Genomic DNA, 24099 nt, shown 5'->3' on the forward strand with positions numbered 1-24099 from the left:
CAGTGAAACAGGATTCAGATATTAAAATTATAACTAAAAAAGCCTGCCGGCTCGAACCGGCAGAGGACTTATTATTTTCAGTACATTTTTAAAAAAATTCAGTTCGTTTTAATAAGGATAAGTTTTAAAGCTATTTATTGCTGTTTTAAAATTCTATTTCGTTTGAGTCAACACGAAAGTATCAGAATCGAGATTGCTCCATCGAGCCTGGCCAGAGCGAAAGAATAGGGCTCATAATGACATGCCTTTGTCAGTGCAATAAAGGCCATTACAATGAGCGCCAGCGACGCAGCAATCCCGGGGTTTCACTCGGAATGTGTCTTTGTCATTCATTCCAGTTCGCAGAAAAGCTCCTTATCGGCCCTTGATCTAAACCTTCTCCAGTATATGTATCATCATGGCGGCTTCGCCTTTTCCAATTGTGCCGCCGCCGTTTTCAGCCATGGCAAGGCGGTGGTTTTTTACCTGCCGCTCTCCCGCCTCTCCGCGGAGCTGGGTCACCAGTTCATAGATCTGGGCAAGTCCGGAAGCGCCAATGGGATGCCCGCGCGAAATCAGCCCTCCACTGGGATTGACCGGGATTTCCCCGTCAAGAGCCGTGGCCCCGCTCTCAGCCAAAATCCCCCCTTCTCCGGGCGGGCAAAAGCCCAAGGATTCCAGCTGAGAGACTTCTCCAAAAGCAGTGGCATCATGAACTTCCATGACGTCAATATCTTCAGGCCCGACGCTGGCAATCTCATAAGCCTTCTTCGAGGCCCGTTCACTGACATCGTCCGGCCGAACGCGAGTCCCTCCTTCAAGTACCGATACCTTGATTTTAACCGCCCTGGAGGTTGGATGTTTCTTTAGAAACTGCTCGCTGCAAACGATGGCCGCGGCCGCGCCATCGCCGATGGGAGCGCACATGGCGCGGGTCAGGGGATAAGATACAACGCGATCCTGCATGACCTGTTCCACAGTCTGGGGAAAAGTATACTGGGCCAGAGGATTCAGGGTTGAGTTGTTATGCGCCTTGGCCGCAATGACAGCCAACTGCCTTTGCGTTGAACTATATTTTTCCATGTGGGCGCGGGCTCCGGCGGCATAGAAATCCATGAACGCGGAATGACCGCCGGATTTTTCCTGCTGAATTTCTGTTCCCTTGTCCTTTGCCGCTTTTTCCCTCCGTTTTTTCTCTAACTCGCGCAACTGGGCTACCGTCCTGGTCATCTCCTCCACGTCCGTCCCCGCCATAAAGCTCCGCATCACCTTGGCCCGGTCTTGATCGTACAGCTTTTCAGCGCCAATGGCTAAGAGGCAGTCATAGAGACCGGCCTTAATAGCCATCCAGGCGCCGTTAAGGGCGGTGCTGGCGCTGGCGCAGGCATTCTCCACATTGGTTACCGGGATGCCTTCCAGTCCGTTTGCCGACAGAGCCACCTGCCCGCGAATCGAATGTTGAAAACTGTACATACCCCACATGGTATTGGAAAACCAGGCGGCTTCGACATCATCTCGAGTAAGCTCGCAGTCCTTCAGGACCAAATCCAGAGCTTCACCGGTTATGTCTTTGATGCTTTTGTCAAGCCATTTTCCAAATTTGATCATTCCAACACCAATGATGTAAACATCTTCACCCATTATCCTTCTCCTTAATGCCCTCAGGACCGGTTCATAAAAAGGCGTCCCAAAAGGCATATTGCAAAAAAAGGGGGTAAATTGCGACCCCCCTTTTGTCCATTTAAACCTCGGCTAGATCAAGTCATCGGCGGCCGCTATACTGAGGGCGTTATTTTCCCCATCTTCGATCATGGCCGCTTTTGCATCCCTGAAGAGCTTCTCAATGATGTATTCTTTTGAGAGGCCGTTGCCGCCAAAGACCTGGATGGCTTCCGAAGCAACCTCGAAAGCGGTCCTGGTTGAAAGCACCTTAGCGGCGACGGCATGTAAAGCTGAACCATTTGGAGCCATGGCAGCGTTATACGCGGCCATGCGGCGTGCAAAACCCCGCGCCGCTTCGACCTTGATGAACATCTCGAAAAGCTGCAATTTGATATTCTTGTGTTCGAATATGGGCACACCGCCCTGGATTCGTTCTTTGGCATATTTGAGCGCCTCGTCATAAGCCGCCTGAGCCAGGCCGACAAAACTGAGCCCCATACCGCCGTTGGCACTGGTCAGGATCATCTTGGCAACGGCGGACATAATGGCGCCGTCCGTGATAATCATGTATTTTTTGGGGAGCTTTACCTCTTCGAAAAATATCTCACCCTGGTTCAGCGGCCGCTGGCCGATCTTGTCCAAAGGTTTGCCGCGCGTGATACCGGGCAGGTCCAGCGGAACCACGGCCAGTCCGGTGCCCTGCATCCCTTTGGAAGGGTCCAGGGAAACATGAAGAGCGGCATGAGTGGCGATCGTACCGTTACTGACCCAGGCCGATTTCTGGCCGTTTATAATGTATTCATCACCTTTCAGGACAGCTTTGACCTGGGGAGCGCACCTTGGATCGTCGAAAGATGGTAACGTGGACATGATCCAGTCTGATCCATGGTCAGGTTCGGTGATGGCCCAGCATCCAATAATCTTCCCTTCGGTGTCCCCGCAATAGTCTCGCACCAGTTGCTGCAATTCAGGCTCAGGCGACATGGCGGCAAAAGTTATGGGAAAAGCCGAGACTCCAAGGCAAATAGTTAAACCGGCGTCTCCATAGCCCATTTCCTGGGCGATCAATGGTCCGACCTTGGGGTCCATATCCTCAGCCAGCCCGCCAAACGCCTTGGGGACACCTGCCTTGTGAAGACCCAATTCCCGGTATGTCTTGATTACATCCCACATCTTTGATCCCGGAGTGATTACATCAGCCGGATCAACCAGCTTATCCAGTTCGATCCCGGCTGGTCGCATGACCTCCATGGCGAATTTTTTAACCGTTTCATACATGGCCTTTACTTCATCGCTGATCGTAAGATCCAGTTCCAAGTAACCCATCATTACTCTCCTTTCTTCATGTCTCAAGATTCATGTTTCAGTTCGTCCAATAGACCCGCACCTTAATGATCTGAAGTTGTTTGAATCTTCATTATCTGAGCTTGAGGTCAGGCTTGGCCTGGCACTCAAAAAAATCATGGAAATATTTAGTCCAGAGCTCTTCAGTCATAACCGATTGATTTCAGGATCTGATAAAAATGAAACGCTGAAAATGAATAATCTAGTTATCGAAAAAAAGCAACTAAAAGAAAAAGGTTCTTTCCCTAAATCCTTGGCCCATTCAATGGTAAAAAACATGATTTACCTTAAGCAAGTCCCTTTCAAATGATTGCTTTTTTTAAAACTGTCTTGGTTAAAATTTTTCAGCCCACCGGTCTTTCATATCCTCTCGAATTTTTCGTTTTTTTTAACTATAGCGATTGTCATAATTATGTTCCTTTTGGCTTCCTGGTTTCAGAACCTATTTCGGAACATTTTTTTGGCAATTGCTCTAATTGTACTTACTAATATTATTTTTTATTCCCTTGTTTTCGAAATTCTTCTAAAGGAGATTTCGAAATTCTTCTAAATTTGGCTTGGCCATATCATTATTTGCCACCGTTTACGAGAATAACTGCTTGAATTTATAGGACTTATTCTTATGATAGACGAGTGGCATGCTTTGTGCTGCCATAAAGTTATGGCTGATAAGAGAGTATGGCTGCTCAATCCCTGTCTAAACAAATCGAGGTCAAAGATGGATTTATTCAGCAAATTAAGAGAGATGAAAATCTTACTCATAGACGACGATGAGTGGATCAGAGATTCTCTGTGTTTATTTTTTGAAGGCGAGGGGTGCCATTTGCTCGCTTTTGAGACAGCCGAGGAGGCCATGGAAGAGCTTAAGAGGCAGCCATATGACATTATCATCACCGATTACAAATTACCAGGTATTGACGGCTTGGAGTTTCTGAAGCGGATTCAAAAGCCCTTCCCCGATGCCATGAAGATACTCATTTCCGCTTACGGGAGTGATGAGGTTGTAGCTGAAGCGATTAAGAATGGAATCCATGATTTCATAGAAAAACCCTTTAAAACCGAGACTATTGAAAAAGCCCTGATCAGGATCATCGAAAAAAGGGAGTCGAAACTAGCCCCAAAAAAACGATGGCTGAAGTAATTGAATGGCAGATCACAAGGGAGATGCTCCAGGTGGAAAGAATGCCGCGAGGCAGCCGGAGACGAATTTAAAATGACTACTGTTCCGGAAGGAGACAAGAAAATACCCATTGAAAAGGAATATTTCCAGAGGCTTCGCCTGCGCCTTAAATTTGGACTCCTGTTGGCGCTGATGGTCCCGCTGGCGGCTCTCTCGTTTTATTTTCATTTTCAGTTCAACTCCACCTTGAAAGAGAGCGGGAAGGTCCCTCTGGCGGCCCTGGCCGAGAGCCAAGGCAATACGATTGACCTGTTTTTTCAGGAAAGGCTGGTCAACATATTCAGCCTTTTCCACAGTCAGGAGTTTAACCTTTCCCCTTCCAAAGAGGACATGATTCATTATCTGGCGAATTTAAGGCAGGCAAGCGATGCCTTTATTGACGTTGGATTCTTCGATGAACGAGGGACGCAGATCGGTTACGCCGGTCCTTTTTCTGATCTTCATGGCAAGGATTACAGCGGCGAGAAGTGGCTCACAACGCTGATGAAAGAAGAGCGAAATTACTTCATCAGTGACATTTACGAGGGCTTTAGAAATAAACTCCATTTTACCATCGCGGTCAAACAGTTGATTGACAGGCAGCCGTATGTGATGCGGGCCACGCTTGATCCGGAGAAGTTTTACCTTTTCCTGCGCACTATCAGTCGAGGCAAGGGAGTTGACTCGGCTCTAATCAACAAGGAGGGCTTCTACCAGGTTGTCAATCCGGAGCGGGGTGAGCTTTTTGGCAAAAGCGAGTATATGCCTGCCAGAACCGAAGGGTCAGGCATTGAGGAGGTCAGGGTCAATGGTGATTCTGTGCTGATTGCCTACGCCTGGCTCAAGGAAACACCTTGGGTGCTGGTGGTTAGCCAGCCCTTCAGCCTGGCCTACGCCAAGATGTACCAGACGAGGAGGATTATGATCGCGAGCACCGCCTTGATAGTGCTTATCATCGCGGGTGCTATCTGGTTTACGGTTGACCGTCTCGTCAAACGCGCCGAGGCCACGTCAGAGGCCAGGGAGGAGTTGAAGTCACAATTATACCACGCCTCAAAATTGGCTTCAGTCGGTGAACTGGCCGCCGGGGTGGCCCACGAAATTAACAACCCTCTGGCAATAATCTTTGCCGAAAGCGGACTCATAAGAGACATGCTGGATCCTGAGATCGAATTAGATGGGAGTCCGGGAAACATGAGGCAGGGGCTTGCCCACATTGATGCAGCGGTCTTCCGGGCAAAAGGAATTACCCAAAAATTGTTGAATGTCTCGCGCAAAACCACACCGCGGCTGGTTCCTTGTGATATCAACGAAATCATTGAAGACGTGGTAAGCGGACTCAAGGAGAAGGAGCTTCAGGTACATAATATTAAATTGATTCGCGATTATGACTATGACCTGCCAGAGATATCCCTCGATCCTGATCAAATCAGCCAGGTATTCTTGAACCTTATCAATAATGCGGGTGACGCCATCAAGGGGCCGGGGACGATTACCATTTCTACGCGCCGCGACAATAGATCCCTTCGTGTCACGATCAAGGATACCGGAGTGGGGATGACCTCGGAACAGATGAGTAAGATATTTCTGCCTTTTTATACTACCAAGGATGTGGGAAAGGGAACAGGGCTCGGCTTGAGCATCAGCTTGAGTGTCGTGGAATCATTAGGAGGCCGCATCGAAGTTCAGAGTATGTCTGATGCCGGGAGTTCGTTCACAGTTGTTTTGCCAATTAATGAACCAGGAGAATCTGACTATGGTGGACGCGAAAACAGTAAAGGGAAATAAACCATCGCCCAAAATTTTGCTGGTGGATGACGAGGACCAATTTCGCACGGCTTTGTCACAGCAACTATCTGTAAGGGGATATCAAGTTCTGGACGTGGACCGTGGGGATGAAGCTATCAAGGTCGTGCGCCATGAAAAGCCCGAAGTGGTGATCCTGGATCAGAAGATGCCGGGCATGGACGGAATCCAGACCTTAAAGGAGGTAAAGAAAGTAAGCCCTGAGGTTCAGGTGATCATGCTTACGGGCCATGGGAGTACTGATGTCGCCAGGGCCACTGGCAAGCATGATGTCTACTACTACCTGGAAAAGCCTTGTAGCCTGGATGAACTTATCAGGGTCATCGAGTCGGCGAGGCAGGAACGAGTGTATGCCATGGCCCGTCATGAAATTCCCGAGGTTCAAAAAACGAGCCTCAAGCAATGGCTTCTCGGCGCGCAGAATGCGCGTCCTGGATTGATCATGCTCGGTATTATTCTCTTCACGGCCATCGTGCTCATGCCTCCCCCGACCAAGCTGGTTTCATTTTTAAGCATGGAAAAGACCGGGAAGCTGGGTGAAAGCATCACCGGATACTCTGAGTACCGCAAGATGAACCTGGGACAGACTATCGCGGAATATTACAGTCAAAAGGCCGGGTGGTTTCAAAAAGTAAAAAACCCAGATGCTACGGTGACAAAAGTTCCTTTAGGCCCGGCCCAGGTGGCTTTTCGCGCCAAAGTCATGGTGGGAGTTTTGGTTGTGGCTGCTCTCTTTTGGGCTACTGGCGCCATCCCTATTGGTTTTACGGCTCTCCTGGTTGGAGTGCTCATGTATTTCTTCGGCATTTTTCCACCAAGCATGGTCGCCAAGGCCTACGCCAAGGATGCGGTCATTTTTATCTTTGGCGTGCTGGCCCTTTCCGCTGCCATAAGCAAAACCGGACTTGACCGACGAATCGCAATCCTGCTCTTGGGCACCAGCACCTCTATTAAAAAGTTCTTGTTCATCTTCGCTCCCCTTCTGGCCATGACGGCTTCCTTTCTTTCGGAGCACGCTCTGGTTGCTTTCCTGGCTCCGATTCTGATGCTGGTTTATATGGGAGCCATCAAGTCGGCAGGCTTAAAAAAGGACCGGAGCCTGGTGGTGATGATGCTGCTTCTCCTTACCTATGCCGCCAATCTCGGAGGACCGGGATCTCCGGCTGCCGGCGGACGCAACGCCGTTATGCTCGGTATCCTCAACGATTACGGCCTGGCGCCCAGTTTCGGCCGGTGGGTCATGATGGGGCTCCCCTTTGTGCCGGTCATGGCGCTCGTTATCGCTGGTTACTTCTTCTTTGCATTCCGGAAAAAGATCAAGACTCAAGGAGTTAATATTGCGGCCGAGGTGAGGAGAGAGGCGGAAAAAATAGGCAAGATGACCTCAGACGAATATAAGGCCGCCGGAGTTCTGGTGCTTCTGATCATTTTGTGGTCCACCTTATCCAGCCGGTTCGGGATGGGCGGCCCGGTCATGTTATGTCTCTTCCTCCTTAACATCCTGGGCATTCTTCGCTGGAAAGACATTAACAGTATTCACCTGGATATTGTGGCGCTTTACGCCGCGGCCAGCGCCATGGGTTACGGCCTGGCAACCACCGGCGCCGCCCTCTGGCTTGCGGACAGCTTTATTTCCATGCTTCCAGAGACCTTGAAAAGCGGAACCGGTCTTCTCATGTCCACGAGCCTTATTACCGGTATCATGACTAATTTCATGAGCGATGGAGCCACCGTGGCCGCGGTCGGCCCTATCACCGTTCCCATGGCCACCATCTCCGGAACATCGCCTCTCATGGTCGGGCTGGCCACCGCCTTTGCTTCTTCCTTTGCTCACATATTGATCATCGGCACACCCAACAATGCTATTGTTTACAGCATGGCTCGCGATCCGGAAACAGGCGAGCAGCTGGTCACGATGAAGGACTTCTTTATCCATGGAACGGCGATTTTAATATTGAGCTTCGCCGTATTGTGGATCTGGGTATTCCTCGGATACTGGCGCTGGATACCTATTTAAGCCGCTAAGAGGAATTGTAAACAAGAGGAAGAAACATGGAAAACAAAAAAATCAATCTTGTCATCGTGGACGATGAAGAGCAATTCCTGACCACAATCCGCAGGAGGCTGGAGATCAGAGGGTTCAATGTTATTGCGGTTGACCGAGGCGAAAAGGCCCTGGAGGCCGCGAGGGATTATCCCCTGGATATCGTTCTGCTGGACCTGAAGATGCCCGGTCTGAGCGGCGAGCAGACCCTGAAAGCTTTGAAGCAGGAGCACCAGGATTTGGAGGTAGTTATCCTGACCGGTTACGCCTCTATAGATTCGGAGCTGGAATGTCGCCGCATGGGCGCATATGCCTATATAAGAAAACCTTGCGAATGGGAGCAGCTTCTGGCGGCCCTTACCGGAGCATATAAAAAGAAGGTCATGAACAAGGCTCAAATAAAAGAGCATGAAATGGACGAATTGCTCAAAAAAGTTGACTCCAATTCACCTCTAAGCGTCCTGAATAAACTCAAGGAGTTGGACAAAGGAAGCTGAAGGGAAAAGTCGTGGGAAACAATCGCTTTAAAAAAATTCGGCGCATGATCCTGGGCCGTGTTCTGTTGGCTCCCTTTATCATTCTCCTGCTGGTGTGCGGAACTCTGGTGTACTATTTCGCCGGTTATTCCCGAGATCAGGTCGAAACGGAACTGGTGCGCATAGCCGCGGACCACCGGCGAATGATAGATCAATTTTTCGGCGAACGGGTTTCTGATCTGCAGTATATCTCCATTAGCTATACTTTTGATGAGCTGCGCCATCAGAGTAGCCTGGCCTCTGTCTTCTATAACCTCCAGGCGGGCTCAAAGGCATTTTTCGATCTTGGTCTCTTTGACGAAAAAGGAAACCACGTCGCTTATGTCGGTCCCTATGATCTGGCGGGCAAAAATTATGCGCAGACCGAATGGTTCAAAGAGGTTCGGGATAAAGGGCTGTATATCTCCGATGAATTTCTCGGATATCGCAATATTCCTCACTTCGTGATCTCGATTCGCCGGAACGAAGGTAACCGAAGCTGGTATCTTCGAGCGACCATAGACACCTTTTCCTTCAACGACCTGGTGGAAAGCATTCGCATGGGAAAGACCGGCGAGGCTTACCTTGTCAACCGGCAAGGCGTACTTCAAACCAAGCGTCGGTCAGGGGGAAAATTGATGGAGCCGGATGCGGATTACGGCTTTTACGAGATTGATGATGAAAGAATAACCTCCTTTTCCGCAGGCAGTTACTTGAATCAGCGCTATCTTTATGTTGTGGAGATCCTCAAGCACACCAATTGGCTTCTGGTGGTGCGGCAGGAAATGGGCGAGGCCTATGCCCCTTTGATGAGGGCGGTGCTGATTGCCATCTTTATGATAGTCGGCGGGGGAGCGGTGGTGTTCATCATGGCCTATATCTTGGCTTCGAGTCAGGCAAACCAACTGATGCTTGCCGATATTGAAAAACGGGAGATGAAAACCCAGCTGATCATCGCCGGAAAGATGGCTGAAGTTGGAGAGATGAGCGCCGGGCTGGCCCACGAAATTAATAATCCCCTTCAGGTGATGAAATCGGAGCAGACCCTGATTGAAGATATCCTCTCCGACATTGAGAAGAACGAAGTGATTCACGATCAGGAAAACCTTCGCCTCATCAAGGATTCGGTCAAACAGTTCGGTATCCAGATTGAACGCTGCGGTCAGATCACGGCAGGGCTTCTTCGGTTCGCGCGGAGAACCGAAGGCTCAAAGGAATCTGTGCAAATACAAAAATTTTTACCCGAAGTGGTAAGCATGATCGAGCAGAGAGCTCGCGTGGAAAACATACGCATCGTTCAGGAGTTCGATCCCGACCTTCCTTCCATAACGGGCGATCCCAACCAGCTGCAGCAGGTTTTCCTTAATCTTTTGAATAATGCCATGCACGCACTCAAAGGCAAGGATCACGGAGAAATACGTATCCGGGCCTTTCGAGAAAATACAAGCATTACCATATCGGTCGCCGACGACGGATGCGGAATACCCCCCGAGGACATGGAAAAATTATTCATTCCTTTCTTCACCACCAAGCCGGTGGGTCAAGGTACAGGGTTGGGACTGAGCGCCATCTACGGAATCATAAAGGGACTTGGAGGCGAAATAACCGTATCCAGCGAGGTTGACGCCGGGACTGTGTTCACCATCCATCTGCCGTTGGATGCGCCTGGCGAAGAGGAAAATATTGGCTGAAATTATAGTAAGGAGGACGGACAACATGGCGAACATACAGTTGTTGTTAGTTGACGATGAAGAAAGGTTTTTAGAAACTACCCAAAGACTCCTCAAAAAGAGAGATATCACTACCTATACCGCCACCAATGGCCTGGATGCCCTGAAACTCCTGGACGACCACCGGCTTGACGTGGCCATTCTCGATGTAAAAATGCCAGGGCTTGACGGCGTGGAGGTGCTGCGCCGGATGAAGAAAAAGCACGCCCTGGTGGAAGTCATCATGCTTACCGGCCACGCCTCGGTTGAATCAGCGGTGGAAGGGCTGAAGCTGGGGGCTTTCGATTATCTGGTGAAGCCGTGTGATATTTCAGCCCTGGTGGAAAAGGTGAAGGAAGCATATGCCAAAAAACAGGGCATGGAAGAAAAGATCCGTAAGGCGAAGATAGACAAAATTATCAAGCATCCCCTGTCAGTGTTTGAAAAAGATTAGCCTGCCTCTAAAATTCGGAAAAGGAAAGAAAATGAGCGGTGATACCAAGAAAGCGACCGGATACGATAAGTACATCAACTGGAAGACTTTCATTATTCCTTTAACGCTCCTGATCCTCATGCTGATCATTCCAACACCAAAAAGCATGCTTGATGTTGGCGTGGAATACTCGATGGGAACCAAATACGTTCAAGAATTCTTTTCCAAAGAGCTCTTTAACAAGCCCACTCATGAGTTGTCCCAGTGGCAGATACAGATGATCCGAATGATGGAAACCAGCATCAATAAATCATCATATAGTCACGGAACCTTTCAGGCCCGGGATAAAAAGTGGTGCGAGAAAAATAAGATTGCCTGTACAGAGGAGCATCTGGAGCAGGTCAGGGAGTTTGCGCAAAAGATTCCCCCTGATGAGTTTAAAACGCTAATGCTAAAAGGACAAACGCTCCGGTTAAGTGAGCTGAGTTACGATCAGCTGACGGATCAGGAAAAAAAGAAGGCTACCCGAGCTGGATTTCATGTCAAAGTGGCTGTGGGAATCGTGTTGTTTGTCGTACTCTGCTTCCTGACCGAAGCCATGCCGCTTCCCATGGTTGCTTTTTGTATCGGTATTATTGCCTTGATGACCGGAATCGTAGACAGGCATAACGTGGCCGCACTCTACTGGTCTGACGCCACCTGGTTCATCATGGGCAGCCTCATGTTTGCGACGGCCTTTGTCAAGACGGGGCTGGACAGGCGCCTGGCCATGATGATGTTTGGCAGGTTAAAAAACCCAGACATCAAACGGATCACCCTTATCATCATCCTGATTATTGCCCCGCTGACTATGTTCATGTCCGACCACGCCCTGGCGGCTATGTTCCTGCCAATCGGCATTTTACTGTATTCGACTTCTACCGCCGTCTCAGGCCGGGAAGACCCGGAACTGAGCAAGATGCTCATGATTACGATCGCCATGGCCTGCAATCTCGGCGGCTCCCTGGCCCCTTCGGGTGCGGCTCGAAACATCATCATGATGGGTTATGCAGAGGATATGTTCGGTATCTCCATCGGCTTCGGGCAATGGATGCTTTATTGCGTCCCATACCTCCTCTTTACCGTGCCGCTGACCTGGTTTATGATCAACTGGCGTTTCAAACCGCACATAACGAACCTGGGCGACTCGATTAATATCGTCAAGGAAGAGATAGTCAAGGACGGCGGCGGATGGACCCGGGGACAGATTGTTTCCCTGATCATTTTTTTCATTATGCTCTTTTGCTGGATTACGGAAAAGAACCTCATCCTGAATCTGACCGGCATACGCTTTGGAATTGGCGTTTTTGCCGTTATGGGGGCCATCGCCTATATCTTTGCTGGTGTTGTAAACTGGCGTGATTACCAGTCTCGCGTGGATTGGGGCGTGGTTTGGCTTTACGCCGGCGCTATCATCTTTGGTCGTATTCTGGTTATGACAGGCGGGGCTTACTGGCTCGCCCGTTCCATCCTCGAGCTTACGGTTCCCCTGGGGCTCGGTCAAGGCATCGGCCTCCTCCTGAGCGGAAATGCCATCACGGCCTTTCTGACACAGCTAATGGCTGATGGTCCGGCCTGTGCGGCCGTGGGGCCTGTGACTCTGGCCATGGCAGGTATCGCCCACCCCGGTTCTGCCATGATTCCATTTGTGGCCATGAGCACAGCCATGGCTTCGTCCCTGGCTTACTGCCTGGTCATTGGCACTCCGCCAAACGCCATTGTTTACGCCAGTGGCTATTTAGAGCCAAAGGATTTCCTAAGGGTCGGCGTTATTCTCCTGGTTACCAACTTAGGTGTGATGATGCTGCTGGCCTCGACATACTGGAGGTGGCTGGGCTGGTCCAACCTGGCGTCTTTCTAAAAGACGGAAACGCGCATGAGATAAAGATTAACGATAGGTTTAGATGCGATGTCGACGCCAAGAAAAGTCCGGCTGCGGATAAAGTACAAAACCATAAGGTTGTCTCAGTCTTATTTCTTTCACACTGTCTCGGAGCCGATATTAAATCCTGGGCAGTTCTATAAAGAACAGGCCGTCCATGACAATTGTACTGCCGCTCCTTATTGGCTATGGTTAATGTAACTTATGCAGATTCATTTCAAATGATAACCACATCAGATAGAGGCCGTTAGGCCTAGACTTCTTTGAAACCCAAAAGGGGGATTCTTGAAATGGATAAAAAAATAAAAGTGCTGATGGTAGATGACGAAGAGCAGTTTCGTGTCACAACTAAAAAGATCCTCGAAAGAAGGGGATTTGAGACGATCCTGGCAGGAAGCGGTGAAGAAGCCATCGAAAAAATCAAAGAGGGCCCCGACGTGATTATTTTGGATATCAAAATGCCGGGTATGGACGGCCTGGAGGCATTACAGAAAATTAGCGCTCTCGAAGAGGCCATCCCCGTTATCATGCTCACTGGACATGGTTCTGAGCCATCTGCCAAGCAGGCCTTGCAAGAAGGCGCCTTTGATTATCTGGCCAAGCCTTGTGATATAAATCTTCTTGCTTCCAAAATCGTGGACGCCTTTCAGCACAGGAAGGAGGAAATCCCGGCTGAAGAAAAACTGGTAAGAGATGTTATGATTCCCACAGAGGAGTATACCACTCTGACCATGCAAAACACTGTTCAAGATGCCATTGAGAGTTTGAAAGAGTCATTTACAGCCAAAATATCAACCAGTCGCATCATGGAAACCGGTCACCGTTCGGTCTTGGTGATTGACCAAAAAGGGAATATGCAGGGCATCCTGACTATTGTGGACCTTTTGCAAGGGATAATGCCTCCTTACCTTTTCGCTCCCAAGCCTTCCATGGCTGACACCATTCAGTATTCTCCGATGTTTTGGAAGGGCATGTTTACTGGGAATATTCAGGATCTGAGCAAGAGAAGCCTGCAAGAAATCATGTCACCGGCGCCCCCTACCATTGCCGACGATAAAAACCTCATGGAAGCTGCCTACACTCTGGTGAAAAATCAAGCCCGAAGATTGGCCGTCATGCGCGAAGGTAAATTGGTGGGAGTGGTTCGAGAGCAGGATTTATTTTTTGAAATGGAGAGGATTTTAGGGAAAACGATTAAATAATGTCTCAGGCCTTATATATTTTCAAGATAGAATATATTTTTATCATTCACCTTAATGAGGATATCATTTCTTGAATAAACATTCTTATGAAGTAAGTGTGCTGAATGTAACGTCTTCTAGACAGCCTCTTTTTCAGCGTCCTTTGCCTTTTTGCCTTTGGACTTGCTTTTCTGTTCCAGCAGTATACGTTTGGTCTCGGCTACCTCTTCCTCGGTCACGCTTCGCCTCAATTGTTCCATTTTCTCCATGACCTCTTTGAAGCGAACGCCTTCAGCAGCACTGATCCATTCCAGCTGAAGCCTCTCCGAACGGATGCCTAAACGTCCCATTTTTTTCCACATCCTTTTGACGCGCCGCTCTGTCCAGTGATTGGCGTCAATGTAGTGGCAGTCTCCGATATGGCAGCCTGAAACCAGCACCACGGGCGCTCCCTTCTCAAAAGCACGCCATATGAACTTATCGGTCACCCGGCCTGAGCACATGGTTCGGATCAGCCGAGCATTTGATGGATATTGAAGCCGGGACACACCCGCGAAATCCGCGCCAGCGTATGAACACCAATTGCAGGCAAAGGTCAGGATGCGATCCATGGACTCCTCTTCGAGGAGGGCGTCAATCTGCGCCTCGATTTGCGCATCGGTGAAATGATGCATCTCGATGGCGCCGGCGGGGCACTCTGCCGCACAGGCGCCGCACCCGGCGCATGCTGCGGTAGTGACAAGCGCCGGAGTTTTGGATCGGGTATCCACGCTGATGGCGTTAAAAGGGCAGACCTTGGCGCAGATACCGCAGGATGTGCATAACTGCGGGTCCACCTCAGCGGTCATGGCTTCCACCTTGAGCTTGCCAGGCGTCATGAGCCGCATGGCCCGCGAAGCCGCGGCTGAGGCTTGTGTGACCGATTCCCTGATATCCTTGGGCCCTTCAGCGCAGCCGGCGAAGAAGATACCACGGGTGGCGGAATCCATCGGCTGCAGCTTGGGATGGGCTTCAAGATAGAAGCCGTCTGAGCTTTTTTGCAAGGCCAGCATTCCCTGAATTACCTTCATATCCTCGGGCGGATTCACACCAACGGCCAGGATCACCATGTCAGCGCGGTGAGTTTCGAGCTCATTAGTTGAAGTGTTCTCTACCGTCAGGATAAGATTTTTGGTCTTGAGCTCTTCCTTGATCGAGCCGGGCAAGCCCCGGATATAGCGTACCCCCACGCCTCTGCTGCGCCGGAACAGGTCCTCAAAACCCTTACCAACAGCCCGGATATCTATATAAAAGACCTTGATGTCAATATCAGGATAATGCTCCTTGAGCATGAGCGTGCTTTTAACCGTGTTCATACAGCAAATGTTGGAACAGTAAGGGTTACCCCTCCGCTGCGAACGAGAACCGACGCACTGGATAAACGCCACAGATTCTGGCCGCTTCCTGTCTGTAAGCCTGATAACCTCGCCCTGGGTGGGTCCGCCAGCGTTGATTAACCGCTCCAGTTCCATTGAGGTCAGCACATTCTCGTAGCGGGTGTAGCCGTATTCATCGAGCACGGTCGGATCATAAAGGTCCATGCCCGTAGCCACGATGATGGTCCCGATTTTGAAAGTCAGTTCCTCGTCGTTCATATTGAAGTCAATACAGTTTTTTTCGCATTTTTCGATGCACTTTCCGCAGATGATAGGATTATGTCCGAGGCAGCTGTCAATATCAACCACATAGGATGAAGGAACCGCCTGGGGGAAAGGCTGATAAATAGCCCGCCTGGAGCTGAGTCCCATGTTGAATTCATCCGGTACGATAACCGGGCAGACGTCAACGCAGTCGCTGCAGGCGGTGCACTCATCCTCCACAACATACCTGGCCTTCTTAAGGATGTGTACCTCGAAGTTGCCGACGTACCCCGTGGCTGATTTAACTTCACTCAGTGATAGTAAGGTTATGTTTGGATGTCGCCCGACATCCGTCATCTTCGGACCCAGTATTCAGATGGAGCAGTCCATGGTTGGAAACGTTTTGTCCAGCCTGGCCATAATCCCGCCGACACTGGGTTCTTTTTCGACCATGATTACTTTGAAACCGGAGTCGGCAAGGTCAAGAGCCGCCTGGATTCCCGCCACCCCGCCGCCAATGATCAAGGTGGTTTGTTCGATCGGCACCTCAATTTCAACCCTGAGACTGAGATGTCGGGCGCGGGCGATGGCCGAACGCACCAGGTCCTTGGCCTTGAGCGTGGCCCCTGCCGGGTCATTGGTGTGAACCCAGGAGCATTGCTCGCGAAGATTGGCCATTTCCAGGAGATAAGGATTCAGCCCGGCTTCCTGGATACATTGCCTGAAAGTCGGTTCATGAAGTCGTGGCGAGCAGGAAGCAGCAACCACGCGATTGATGCCGTGCTCCTTGATATCAGCCTTGATCTGGTTCTGGCCCGGCTCTGAGCAGAGGTAGGCGTCATGACGGGAGATCACCACATCGGGCAGACCCTCCGCATACTCGGCCACCGCTTCGCAGTCCACCACCCCGGCTATATTCAAACCGCAGTGGCAAACGTACACGCCGATCCGAATTTCATCATTGGCTTCTTTTGATAGCATCTTGCGCTTCCTCTCTTCAGGGAAAAAATATATTATTTTAAATGAGCCTTAGACCCGGCCATGGTTCATTAAACGGCTAAACCACGATTTTCGGTCAAGACTCATCTCTTCTCCGATCCAATTGCCTTCTCTCCTTCCGACCACTCGATTCGATCAGCCAGCACGTTCGCCAGGTCGCGGATTTCCATGGAAAGAGAACCGCGCTGGACTGGGTCCCGCATGGCGCAGGTCAGGTGGATCATGCACTTGGGACAGGCGGTGACCAAAAGGTCCGCTCTGGTCGCTTTGGCTTCTTTGAGTCGCTCGATCTGAATTTGCTTGGAGTAAGCGTCACAATTGATAAAACTATTGTTCCCGCAGCAGATGGCGCTGTGCCTCGAATTTTCCATTTCCTTTAGCGCCAGATCGGGAATCATGTTGAGCAAGGCACGCGGCTCCTCGTACCGACCTAACGTTCGGCCCAATCGGCATGGATCCTGGTAAGTTGCCTTTCGTTTAAAAGGCTTAAATGACACGCCTCCTTTACGGATCTCCCGCTCCAAGAGATCAATGAGCAGGGTTACCTTGAGGTCAAATTCCGGGATTACTTCAGGCATGAAGCAACTTAAAACCTGGTAGCATTCCGGACAGGACACCACGACCTCCTCGACCCCGGCGGCCTTGAACTCCTCATAGTTCAGCCAGCAGAGAGTCTCGAAGTTCTCCCTGTCTCCGGTCCAGAGAAGATCGTGTCCGCAGCAGCGCTCTTCAGACAGGATTACCGGCTCGATATCCAGGAAATTCAATAGTCGGATGCTGTCTCGGGTGATGGAAAGGGTATCCACTTCAATCCCGGCAAAGAAGACATCGAAATACGGCGTGCATCCGGTGAAGAAGGCTATGGGGCCAGACTCTGCGACCTTGAGGTCTGGAACGAGCCAGTCCATCCGATTCTGTTCGAGATCGGGAGACGTCATCATCCTCATCCAGGAATGCAAGGCCCCATCGTGAGCCCGGTAGCCCTTGAGGCCCTTGGCCTTGGCGAGAATGGTTCGCATTTCTAAAATGAATCGGCTGAACTCAATGCCAGAAGGACAGCGTTCCTCGCAAAGCCCGCAGGTCAAGCACTCCCAGACCGAGTTCTCGATAAAGGCCTCGTCTTCCGGTTCGACGATAAGCTTCTGAGCCAGAAGTCTGGGTGAGTACTCCTTACCAGTAAGCATCCTGGGGCAGGACGCGGAGCATTTGCCGCACTCCAGACACATGTAGAGGGACCTGTCCCTGATGATCTCTTTGATCTTGGGATGGTCCAGCTTCATGACGCCTCCCGCTCCTGCCGCGGCTTGGCGGGATGGGTCCCTAAAGCCTCGATCTGTCTGGCAAACTCCCAAAGCGCTCCGACCAATTCCTCTCGTTCATGAGCCGCAAAACTGCGCTCTACCAAACGATTCTGGCCGACGCCAAGAAGGTGCAGAAGCCGGCGCACCCTTTTGACATTGGTGTGACCCATTTCCGGTCCTGGGCCATAGCGACAATCCTCGTCTTTACACTCCAAAAGAATTACGCCATCCGCGCCGAACTCAAAGGCCCTCAGTATCAGAGCCTGGTTGATGCGACCGATGCACATGACACGTATCAGCCGAAAGTTCGGCGGCATCTCCATTCGAGCCATGCCAGCCGCATTGTAGCAGGCATAGGGGCTCCAGTTACAACAGATACCCAGGAGATTTGCCCGGCCCATATCAGCGTTCCCCGGCCAGGGTGCCCATGACGATCTCTTCGAGCAGTTGATTGGAAAAATAAGGCATATCCATGGCTGTGACCGGGCAGCGGCCAACGCAACCGCCGCAGCCGACGCAGTTATATCGCAACACTTCAGCCGTATAAATACCTCTATGGTCGGACACCAGCGTTACCGCGTCAAACGGGCAGATCTCAACGCAGCGGCCGCATCCTCTACACCGCTCCGGGTCAACGCGGGGACTTAACTGGTGATCCTTCAAGAACGCTTCAGCCGCAGCGGTGGCCACCTCAGCAGCCAGGGCCGCGCCAGCCTCGTAAGCGCTCACCCTCTTCAAGGTTCGAGGCAAAACCCGGTACAGCCCGACTTGAGGCGAATGAAAAAAAGCGAAATCATAGCGGTAGAATTTCTTGAGACCCATCATATCTTCATGAATGGCAAGCGGCAGCACGTTCTCATCAGTCAGGCAGACGATATCAGCGCGCCACCGCCGCCGGGCGGCCCCATCCCTGGCCGTGACCCTGAAGTCCCCGATGTGACCCTGAATCTCCCCGATCTCCGCCTCTTTCACTAAACTGATAGACCGGTCAAGACCTCGAGGCGCACGCCTTTTACGGATCTCCTCGGGGAGGTCCGAGCCTGGGAGCCGGCACCGGTTGACCAGCTTCACTTTAAATCCTTGAAGCGCTAAATTTTTAGCGCAGCTTATACCAACCTCCGAACCGCCCAGAATCAAAATTTGCCTGCCAATTTCGGTTATGCCTTGCCTTAACGGCCCCATGAAGCGGGATCGGATAAAGGCCGCCCGAAGAAGGTCCCTGGCTCTTTCAACAATCTCATCCTCTGATTGATCTCCGCTTAGCAGGTGGTCACGCAGATTGATCATCTCGAAACGGCTGCGTTCCAGTCCCAGCCGCTCGAAAAGATGAATCCTGGCACGGTTTCGCTGATCATTGCATGAGATGCATTGGAACTCCAGCGGACAGCAAACGCATGAAGCCAGGATTACCCGCGCCAGATGGTTTTCGCGCACGGCCCGGGCGATCCTCTCCGCCCCGCCGGGGTGGCAGGCTGAAAAAATCAATTCGCTATGTTCGATCCCGGGGATTGAATCGGCCAGTTCACGTATGCGCTCGAGCGCGCTCTGAGGCGCCATGGTCCCATTGCAGGTGCAAAGGAAAAATCCAAGCCGCATCTCGTCAGGCCAGCCGAGCGTTTCTGTTTCCACTGGAACTGACGAAGCCCTGAGATTCAGTGTCTCGGCCATGATTCGGCCAGCCGTGGCGCTCCCCGCCACCAGCACGTCCATGAGGTCGGTAGCGCCCTGGAAATGTTCTGCCTTATAAATGCCTTCACCAAACTCAGAGACTGGTTCAGGCAGCTCCGCTTCGTCAGCCACGAGCACGGCCGGAGTTTCGAGCTCGATGTGCTCGCCGGTTCTGAAGTGATTGATAGCGCCGATATCAACACAGACCGACTCGCACAACCGACACTCACAGCAGCTACTGCACTGCAGGCATCGTTTTGCTTCGGAGATCGCCTGTTCGGTCGTGAAACCGAGGTCCACTTCAAGAAAGTCACGACGCCGTGCTTGGGGCTGTCGCTGAGGCATCTCCTGTCTGGGCTGTTTGGGAACATCCTCTGAAATCTCTACATAGTCGCCAACACCGCGTGTCTCAGCCATGAATTCTTCAAACGGGAACGGCTTCCGGGTCAGATATTCTATAATTCGCCCGGCTGCCATGCGGCCGTCAGCCATGGACTGTATGACGGTGGAAGGGCCGGTAACCACATCACCGGCTGCGAAAACACCCTGGCAGGAGGTACGCAGCTTCCTGTCCACTACCAGCCTTCCCCCGGGTCCGGTTTTGAGCGCTTTATCCAGGCCTGACTGATCGAGATGCGGCCTTTGGCCAATGGCGACAATGACCGTGTCCGCATCCAGGGTAAAGGTTTTTTCGGAGTCGAACACGATTCGGGGCGGCGCTGATTCAGAAAATTCCCAGTGAGCCGGACGACAGATAACCCGCTCCACCAGTCGGTCTCCTTCAAATGCAACTGGCGCAGCGCCAAGCCTGAATCGAACACCTTCTTCTCCGGCTTCACGAACCTCATCGGGACTGGCGGGCAATTCGTCTTCTTTTTCAATAGCCAGCACCGTAACCTCTGCTGAACCCAGCCGTAAGGCCGTTCGCGCCGCATCCATGCTTGAATTGCCGCCGCCAATGATAACGGTGCGAGCGCCAACCTCGCCCTGGCCTTTGATATTGACGCCGGTGAGGAACTTAACGCAGGGATGGATACCCTCCAGATCCTCACCGGGGATGTTGAGTCTGAGGTCAGAATGCGTCCCTGTTGCCAGGAGAATCGCTTTGTAGCATTGATCGAACAGTTTCTCAATGGAACTTATCGTGGTGTTGGTCTGTATTTTCACTCCCAGGTCAGCCAGGGCCTTGATTTCCGCATCCAAAACCTTTCGGGATAATCGAAAGGCGTTGATCCCGGCCCGCAGCATCCCACCGGCTTTAGGGAAGGATTCGAATATGGTGACCTTAAACCCTGCCCGGTGGAGGAAATACGCCGCGGTGAGGCCTGAGGGGCCGGACCCGATGATGGCCACTCTTTCCGGACGTTCCTTCCGCTCAGGTATCTTGAATCGAGGTGGACCCTGCGCAGCCTCGTAATCAAAAAGAAAGCGTTTCAGAGCGCGAATCGCCAGTGGCTGGTCAAGGTCGCTCCTGCGGCAGGATGACTCGCAAGGGTAATGACAAACACGGCCGCACACGCCGGGTAAGGGGTTGTCTTCTCTGATAACCGCCAGGGCCTCTTCAAAACGACCGGCCGCAGTGAGGGCCATATATGCCTGTACGTTCACCCCCAAGGGACAGCTCTCTCGACAGGGACTGACTTTTCTCTTGTCCAGCTCGAGCGCCCGGGAGGGGCAGTAAGCTGGAGTACGTGACAGGGGAGGCTGATCACTCTCCTGCAGGGGACAGATTTCCATGCAGCGGCTGCAGCCTATACAGAGGTCGTAATCAATATACATTGGAGACTGCTCGACTACCACCTTATAGCCGTCTCCACTTTTATCAATGGACGTGACGTGCGCTCGAGTCAGCGTCGTGATCAGGGGGTGACGAGTCACCCGCAGGTAGAGAGGTCTGAACTGGAAGTTAAGGTCTTCGGGCCATTCCCTGAAGCCTTCAATCCCACCTGGCAGCTCAAGGAAATGCTGGGCCCGAGTGACCCAAACCGCCGGAATGGCAGACTGGGCCATATCCTCTGCGATCTTGAGAGCCCCGTATCCCGAACCCAGAATCAATACCGCATTTTTCGGCGTTTTCGATTTTTCAGTCACCGTTGCGCTTTCCCCCGGCTCCGATCTTGCTTAGACCTGCTCTTGAGTATGGCCGCCCCATACTCCCGTCCACGGTCAAATGCCTGGGAGTTGCTTTCCTTGGTGCGGGGCGGCACCGAGCTGAGCACGGCTTCTTTGAGGGACTCGACGGTGACAAGGTTGCTGATTACTGATAAGAAGCCGAGCATTACGATGTTGGCCATCATCTTATTGCCCAGTTCTTCAGCGAACCTGGTGGCTGGAATATGGTAAGCCGACCAGTTTGGGTCGAGGTTCTTGGGTTGGACTAAATCGGTATCCCACACGAGAAGTCCCTTAGCGACAAGGGATTCCACGTTTTTCTCATAGCCTTCCTGGTTCATGCAGATCAATACTTCTGGCTGCTCCACGTAAGGAGAGAGGATCTCCTCGTCACTTATGATGAGCTGGGAGGAGCAGGACCCACCGCGGGCCTCAGGTCCGTATGACTGAATCATGATGGCGTGCCGACCGTCGTAGATAGTTGCCGCCTTGCCCAGGATGTTGCCGGTCAGGATGATGCCCTGACCGCCGAATCCGGTAATAACAACTTCTGTTTCTTTTTTAGCCGCCATGGGTGTTAGCTTGAGGCCTGCTCTTCTGGCACAAAGGCCTTCGGTTCGAGAGTCGGCCAGTCTCCCAGCTCTCGGCGATTCATCAATTGGTAATTATCCAGGAATGTGGGACGTTCTATGTCCACAAACGTGCCGACTACCAGGTTTTTATTGAAGTCCAGGACCGCGTCTTGAGGGTCTATGCCGTTTCTGATGACTGAACGTTCATGAAAGAACCGAACGAGATCAAGAGGGTTGCGGATCCTGTTGCGCCGGCCGAATGAGGTCGGGCAGGGAGATAGGATTTCGACGAAGGAAAAGCCCGGTTTTTGCATGGCCTCGGAGATCGAGCCGGTGAGCCTTCGGATATGAAGTGCGGTCCAGCGGGCCACATAGACAGCTCCACAGGAGGCCGCCAGGGCGCACATATTAAACGGCTCCTCGGGACTCCCGACAGGGCTGGTGGTCGTTTTGGCTCCAAAGGGTGTGGAAGGAGCGAGCTGGCCGCCGGTCATGCCATAGTTGAAGTTATTGACACAGATGACGGTGAGGTCCATATTGCGCCGGGCGGCGTGGATGAAGTGGTTGCCACCGATGGCCAGAAGATCGCCATCGCCTGAAGCAACGATGACACACCCTTCAGGATGGGCAAGTTTCAATCCGGTGGCAAAGGGAATGGCGCGGCCGTGGGTGGTATGGAACGAATCCAGTTTAATGTACCCTGCCATTCTGCCCGTGCATCCGATGCCCGATACCATGGCTATATCATCAAGCTCAAATTCGGATTTCTGAATAGCCGCGATGACGCAGCTGAACACGGTGCCAATCCCGCAGCCGGGGCACCAGATGTGAGGCAGGCGGTCGGTCCGCAAGAGCTCGTCTTGCGGATGCCGCTGTACAGCCTTTTTCTTTCTTTTAGCGCTCATGACGCCTCCTTAAGCGTCGCTTCGATAGCCTCAAGGATGGTCCTGGGTCTGATGATGGCCCCGCCGGGATGGGAAACCAGCTGTACATGGCAACGACCGGCAGCACACCGTTCGAGTTCAAGCACCATCTGACCCATGTTGATCTCCGCCATGATCATGGCCTTCACGCTGCCGGCCAGATCATGGATCATCTTTTCCGGGAAGGGCCATACTGTATTCAGTTTAATAAAACCGGCCCGAAGCCCCTTTCCCCTGGCATCCATAATTGCCCGCCTGGCTGACCTCGCGCTGATGCCGTAAGAAACCACCACCACCTCAGCATCGTCCATGTAAAAATTTTCGTAATTTATAATTTTGTCGGCATTAGCCCGGATCTTCCTGAGGAGCCTGTTTATCATTTGCTCCTGGGCGGTAGCGTCCATAACCGGGTATCCGCGCTCATCATGGGTTAGACCGGTGACATGCATGCGAAAGCCGTCTCCAAAATCCGCCATGGGCGCCACGTGGTCACGATCCGGCTTATAAGGTAGATACTTCTTCGGGGAAACCGACGGCTTTTTACGGTTGACAATCTTAATTTTACCTTGGGCAGGAATCACCACCCTCTCAATCATGTGTCCCACGACCTCATCCGCCATGATCATGACTGGCACCCGGTACTGCTCCGCAAGATTGAAGGCCCAGATGGTGAAGTCGAACATCTCCTGAGGTGACGATGGTGATACGGCGATGATCTCATAATCTCCATGGGAGCCCCAGCGCGCCTGCATCATGTCCGCCTGGCCCACAAGCGTAGGCAACCCGGTGCTGGGACCGGCTCGCTGCACGTTGCAAACCACACAAGGCACCTCGGTACATGCTCCCAGGCCGATGTTTTCCATCATCAGGGAAAACCCCGGCCCCGAAGTACTGGTCATAGCCTTGACGCCTCCCCAGCTTCCTCCCAGGACAGTGGCCATGGCGGCCATCTCGTCCTCCATCTGGATGAAGGTGCCGCCCACCTCGGGCAGCCGCTGCGACATCCGCTCGGCAGTCTCCGTGGCCGGCGTAATGGGATACCCGGCGAAAAGGCGACAACCAGCGGCTAAGGCTCCCTCACAGCAAGCCTCATCTCCATTCATGAAATGAATTCCGGTTAATACCGCCTGCCCGGGCACGAGGTTTCTCCTT

18 protein-coding genes are annotated in these 24099 nt (G+C 51.9%); 9 read left to right on the forward strand and 9 right to left on the reverse strand.

Features of this window, described 5'->3' with window-relative positions:
* Positions 1-369: 369 nt before the first annotated feature.
* On the reverse strand, positions 370-1620 hold the full coding sequence (locus tag JRI95_02920) for a thiolase family protein (protein MBW2060497.1): 1251 nt from the start codon (positions 1618-1620) through the stop codon (positions 370-372).
* Positions 1621-1731: 111 nt separating this feature from the next.
* Positions 1732-2970: an acyl-CoA/acyl-ACP dehydrogenase gene (locus JRI95_02925; protein MBW2060498.1), complete on the reverse strand. Its 1239-nt coding sequence runs from the start codon at positions 2968-2970 to the stop codon at positions 1732-1734.
* Positions 2971-3043: 73 nt separating this feature from the next.
* On the opposite strand from JRI95_02925, the gene JRI95_02930 reads away from it, so the two are divergent.
* From JRI95_02930 to JRI95_02970, 9 genes are all read left to right on the forward strand, one after another.
* Complete coding sequence (locus JRI95_02930; GenBank protein MBW2060499.1) at positions 3044-3295, forward strand: hypothetical protein; 252 nt, start codon at positions 3044-3046, stop codon at positions 3293-3295.
* 351 nt (positions 3296-3646) lie between these two features.
* Complete coding sequence (locus JRI95_02935; GenBank protein ID MBW2060500.1) at positions 3647-4126, forward strand: response regulator; 480 nt, start codon at positions 3647-3649, stop codon at positions 4124-4126.
* Between the two features lie 72 nt (positions 4127-4198).
* On the forward strand, positions 4199-5932 hold the full coding sequence (locus tag JRI95_02940; protein MBW2060501.1) for a histidine kinase: 1734 nt from the start codon (positions 4199-4201) through the stop codon (positions 5930-5932).
* Positions 5901-7967 carry an anion permease gene (locus JRI95_02945; protein MBW2060502.1) on the forward strand — a complete coding sequence of 689 codons (2067 nt, stop codon included), beginning with the start codon at positions 5901-5903 and terminating at the stop codon, positions 7965-7967. Before JRI95_02940 ends, JRI95_02945 begins: the two co-directional genes overlap by 32 nt.
* 35 nt (positions 7968-8002) lie before the next feature.
* Positions 8003-8491, forward strand: coding sequence for a response regulator (locus JRI95_02950; protein MBW2060503.1), 489 nt, complete (start codon positions 8003-8005; stop codon positions 8489-8491).
* Positions 8492-8535: 44 nt separating this feature from the next.
* A complete protein-coding gene (locus JRI95_02955; protein ID MBW2060504.1) occupies positions 8536-10200 on the forward strand; it encodes a GHKL domain-containing protein in 1665 nt (554 codons plus the stop codon).
* A 25-nt stretch (positions 10201-10225) separates the two neighbouring features.
* Complete coding sequence (locus JRI95_02960; protein ID MBW2060505.1) at positions 10226-10672, forward strand: response regulator; 447 nt, start codon at positions 10226-10228, stop codon at positions 10670-10672.
* A 31-nt stretch (positions 10673-10703) separates the two neighbouring features.
* Positions 10704-12551 carry a DASS family sodium-coupled anion symporter gene (locus tag JRI95_02965; protein ID MBW2060506.1) on the forward strand — a complete coding sequence of 616 codons (1848 nt, stop codon included), beginning with the start codon at positions 10704-10706 and terminating at the stop codon, positions 12549-12551.
* Positions 12552-12862: 311 nt separating this feature from the next.
* Positions 12863-13774, forward strand: a complete 912-nt coding sequence (locus tag JRI95_02970; protein MBW2060507.1) for a response regulator — start codon at positions 12863-12865, stop codon at positions 13772-13774.
* 116 nt (positions 13775-13890) lie between these two features.
* Here JRI95_02970 and JRI95_02975 read toward each other — a convergent pair whose 3' ends face one another.
* The 7 genes from JRI95_02975 to JRI95_03005 form a co-directional block, all read right to left on the reverse strand.
* On the reverse strand, positions 13891-16353 hold the full coding sequence (locus tag JRI95_02975) for a hydrogenase iron-sulfur subunit (protein MBW2060508.1): 2463 nt from the start codon (positions 16351-16353) through the stop codon (positions 13891-13893).
* Positions 16354-16454: 101 nt separating this feature from the next.
* Positions 16455-17651, reverse strand: coding sequence for a (Fe-S)-binding protein (locus JRI95_02980; protein ID MBW2060509.1), 1197 nt, complete (start codon positions 17649-17651; stop codon positions 16455-16457).
* Positions 17648-18073: a hydrogenase iron-sulfur subunit gene (locus JRI95_02985; protein ID MBW2060510.1), complete on the reverse strand. Its 426-nt coding sequence runs from the start codon at positions 18071-18073 to the stop codon at positions 17648-17650. Before JRI95_02985 ends, JRI95_02980 begins: the two co-directional genes overlap by 4 nt.
* A gap of 1 nt (position 18074) precedes the next feature.
* Positions 18075-21431: an FAD-dependent oxidoreductase gene (locus JRI95_02990; GenBank protein ID MBW2060511.1), complete on the reverse strand. Its 3357-nt coding sequence runs from the start codon at positions 21429-21431 to the stop codon at positions 18075-18077.
* The gene (locus JRI95_02995; protein MBW2060512.1) at positions 21428-22024 is read right to left on the reverse strand and encodes a 2-oxoacid:acceptor oxidoreductase family protein; all 597 of its coding nucleotides are present in this window, start codon (positions 22022-22024) and stop codon (positions 21428-21430) included. Before JRI95_02995 ends, JRI95_02990 begins: the two co-directional genes overlap by 4 nt.
* Before the next feature lie 5 nt (positions 22025-22029).
* Positions 22030-22929: a 2-oxoacid:ferredoxin oxidoreductase subunit beta gene (locus tag JRI95_03000; protein ID MBW2060513.1), complete on the reverse strand. Its 900-nt coding sequence runs from the start codon at positions 22927-22929 to the stop codon at positions 22030-22032.
* A complete protein-coding gene (locus tag JRI95_03005) occupies positions 22926-24050 on the reverse strand; it encodes a 2-oxoacid:acceptor oxidoreductase subunit alpha (GenBank protein ID MBW2060514.1) in 1125 nt (374 codons plus the stop codon). Before JRI95_03005 ends, JRI95_03000 begins: the two co-directional genes overlap by 4 nt.
* Positions 24051-24099 lie beyond the last annotated feature (49 nt).

Source organism: Deltaproteobacteria bacterium, from assembly GCA_019308995.1.
In the GTDB taxonomy this organism is placed as follows: domain Bacteria; phylum Desulfobacterota; class Desulfarculia; order Adiutricales; family JAFDHD01; genus JAFDHD01.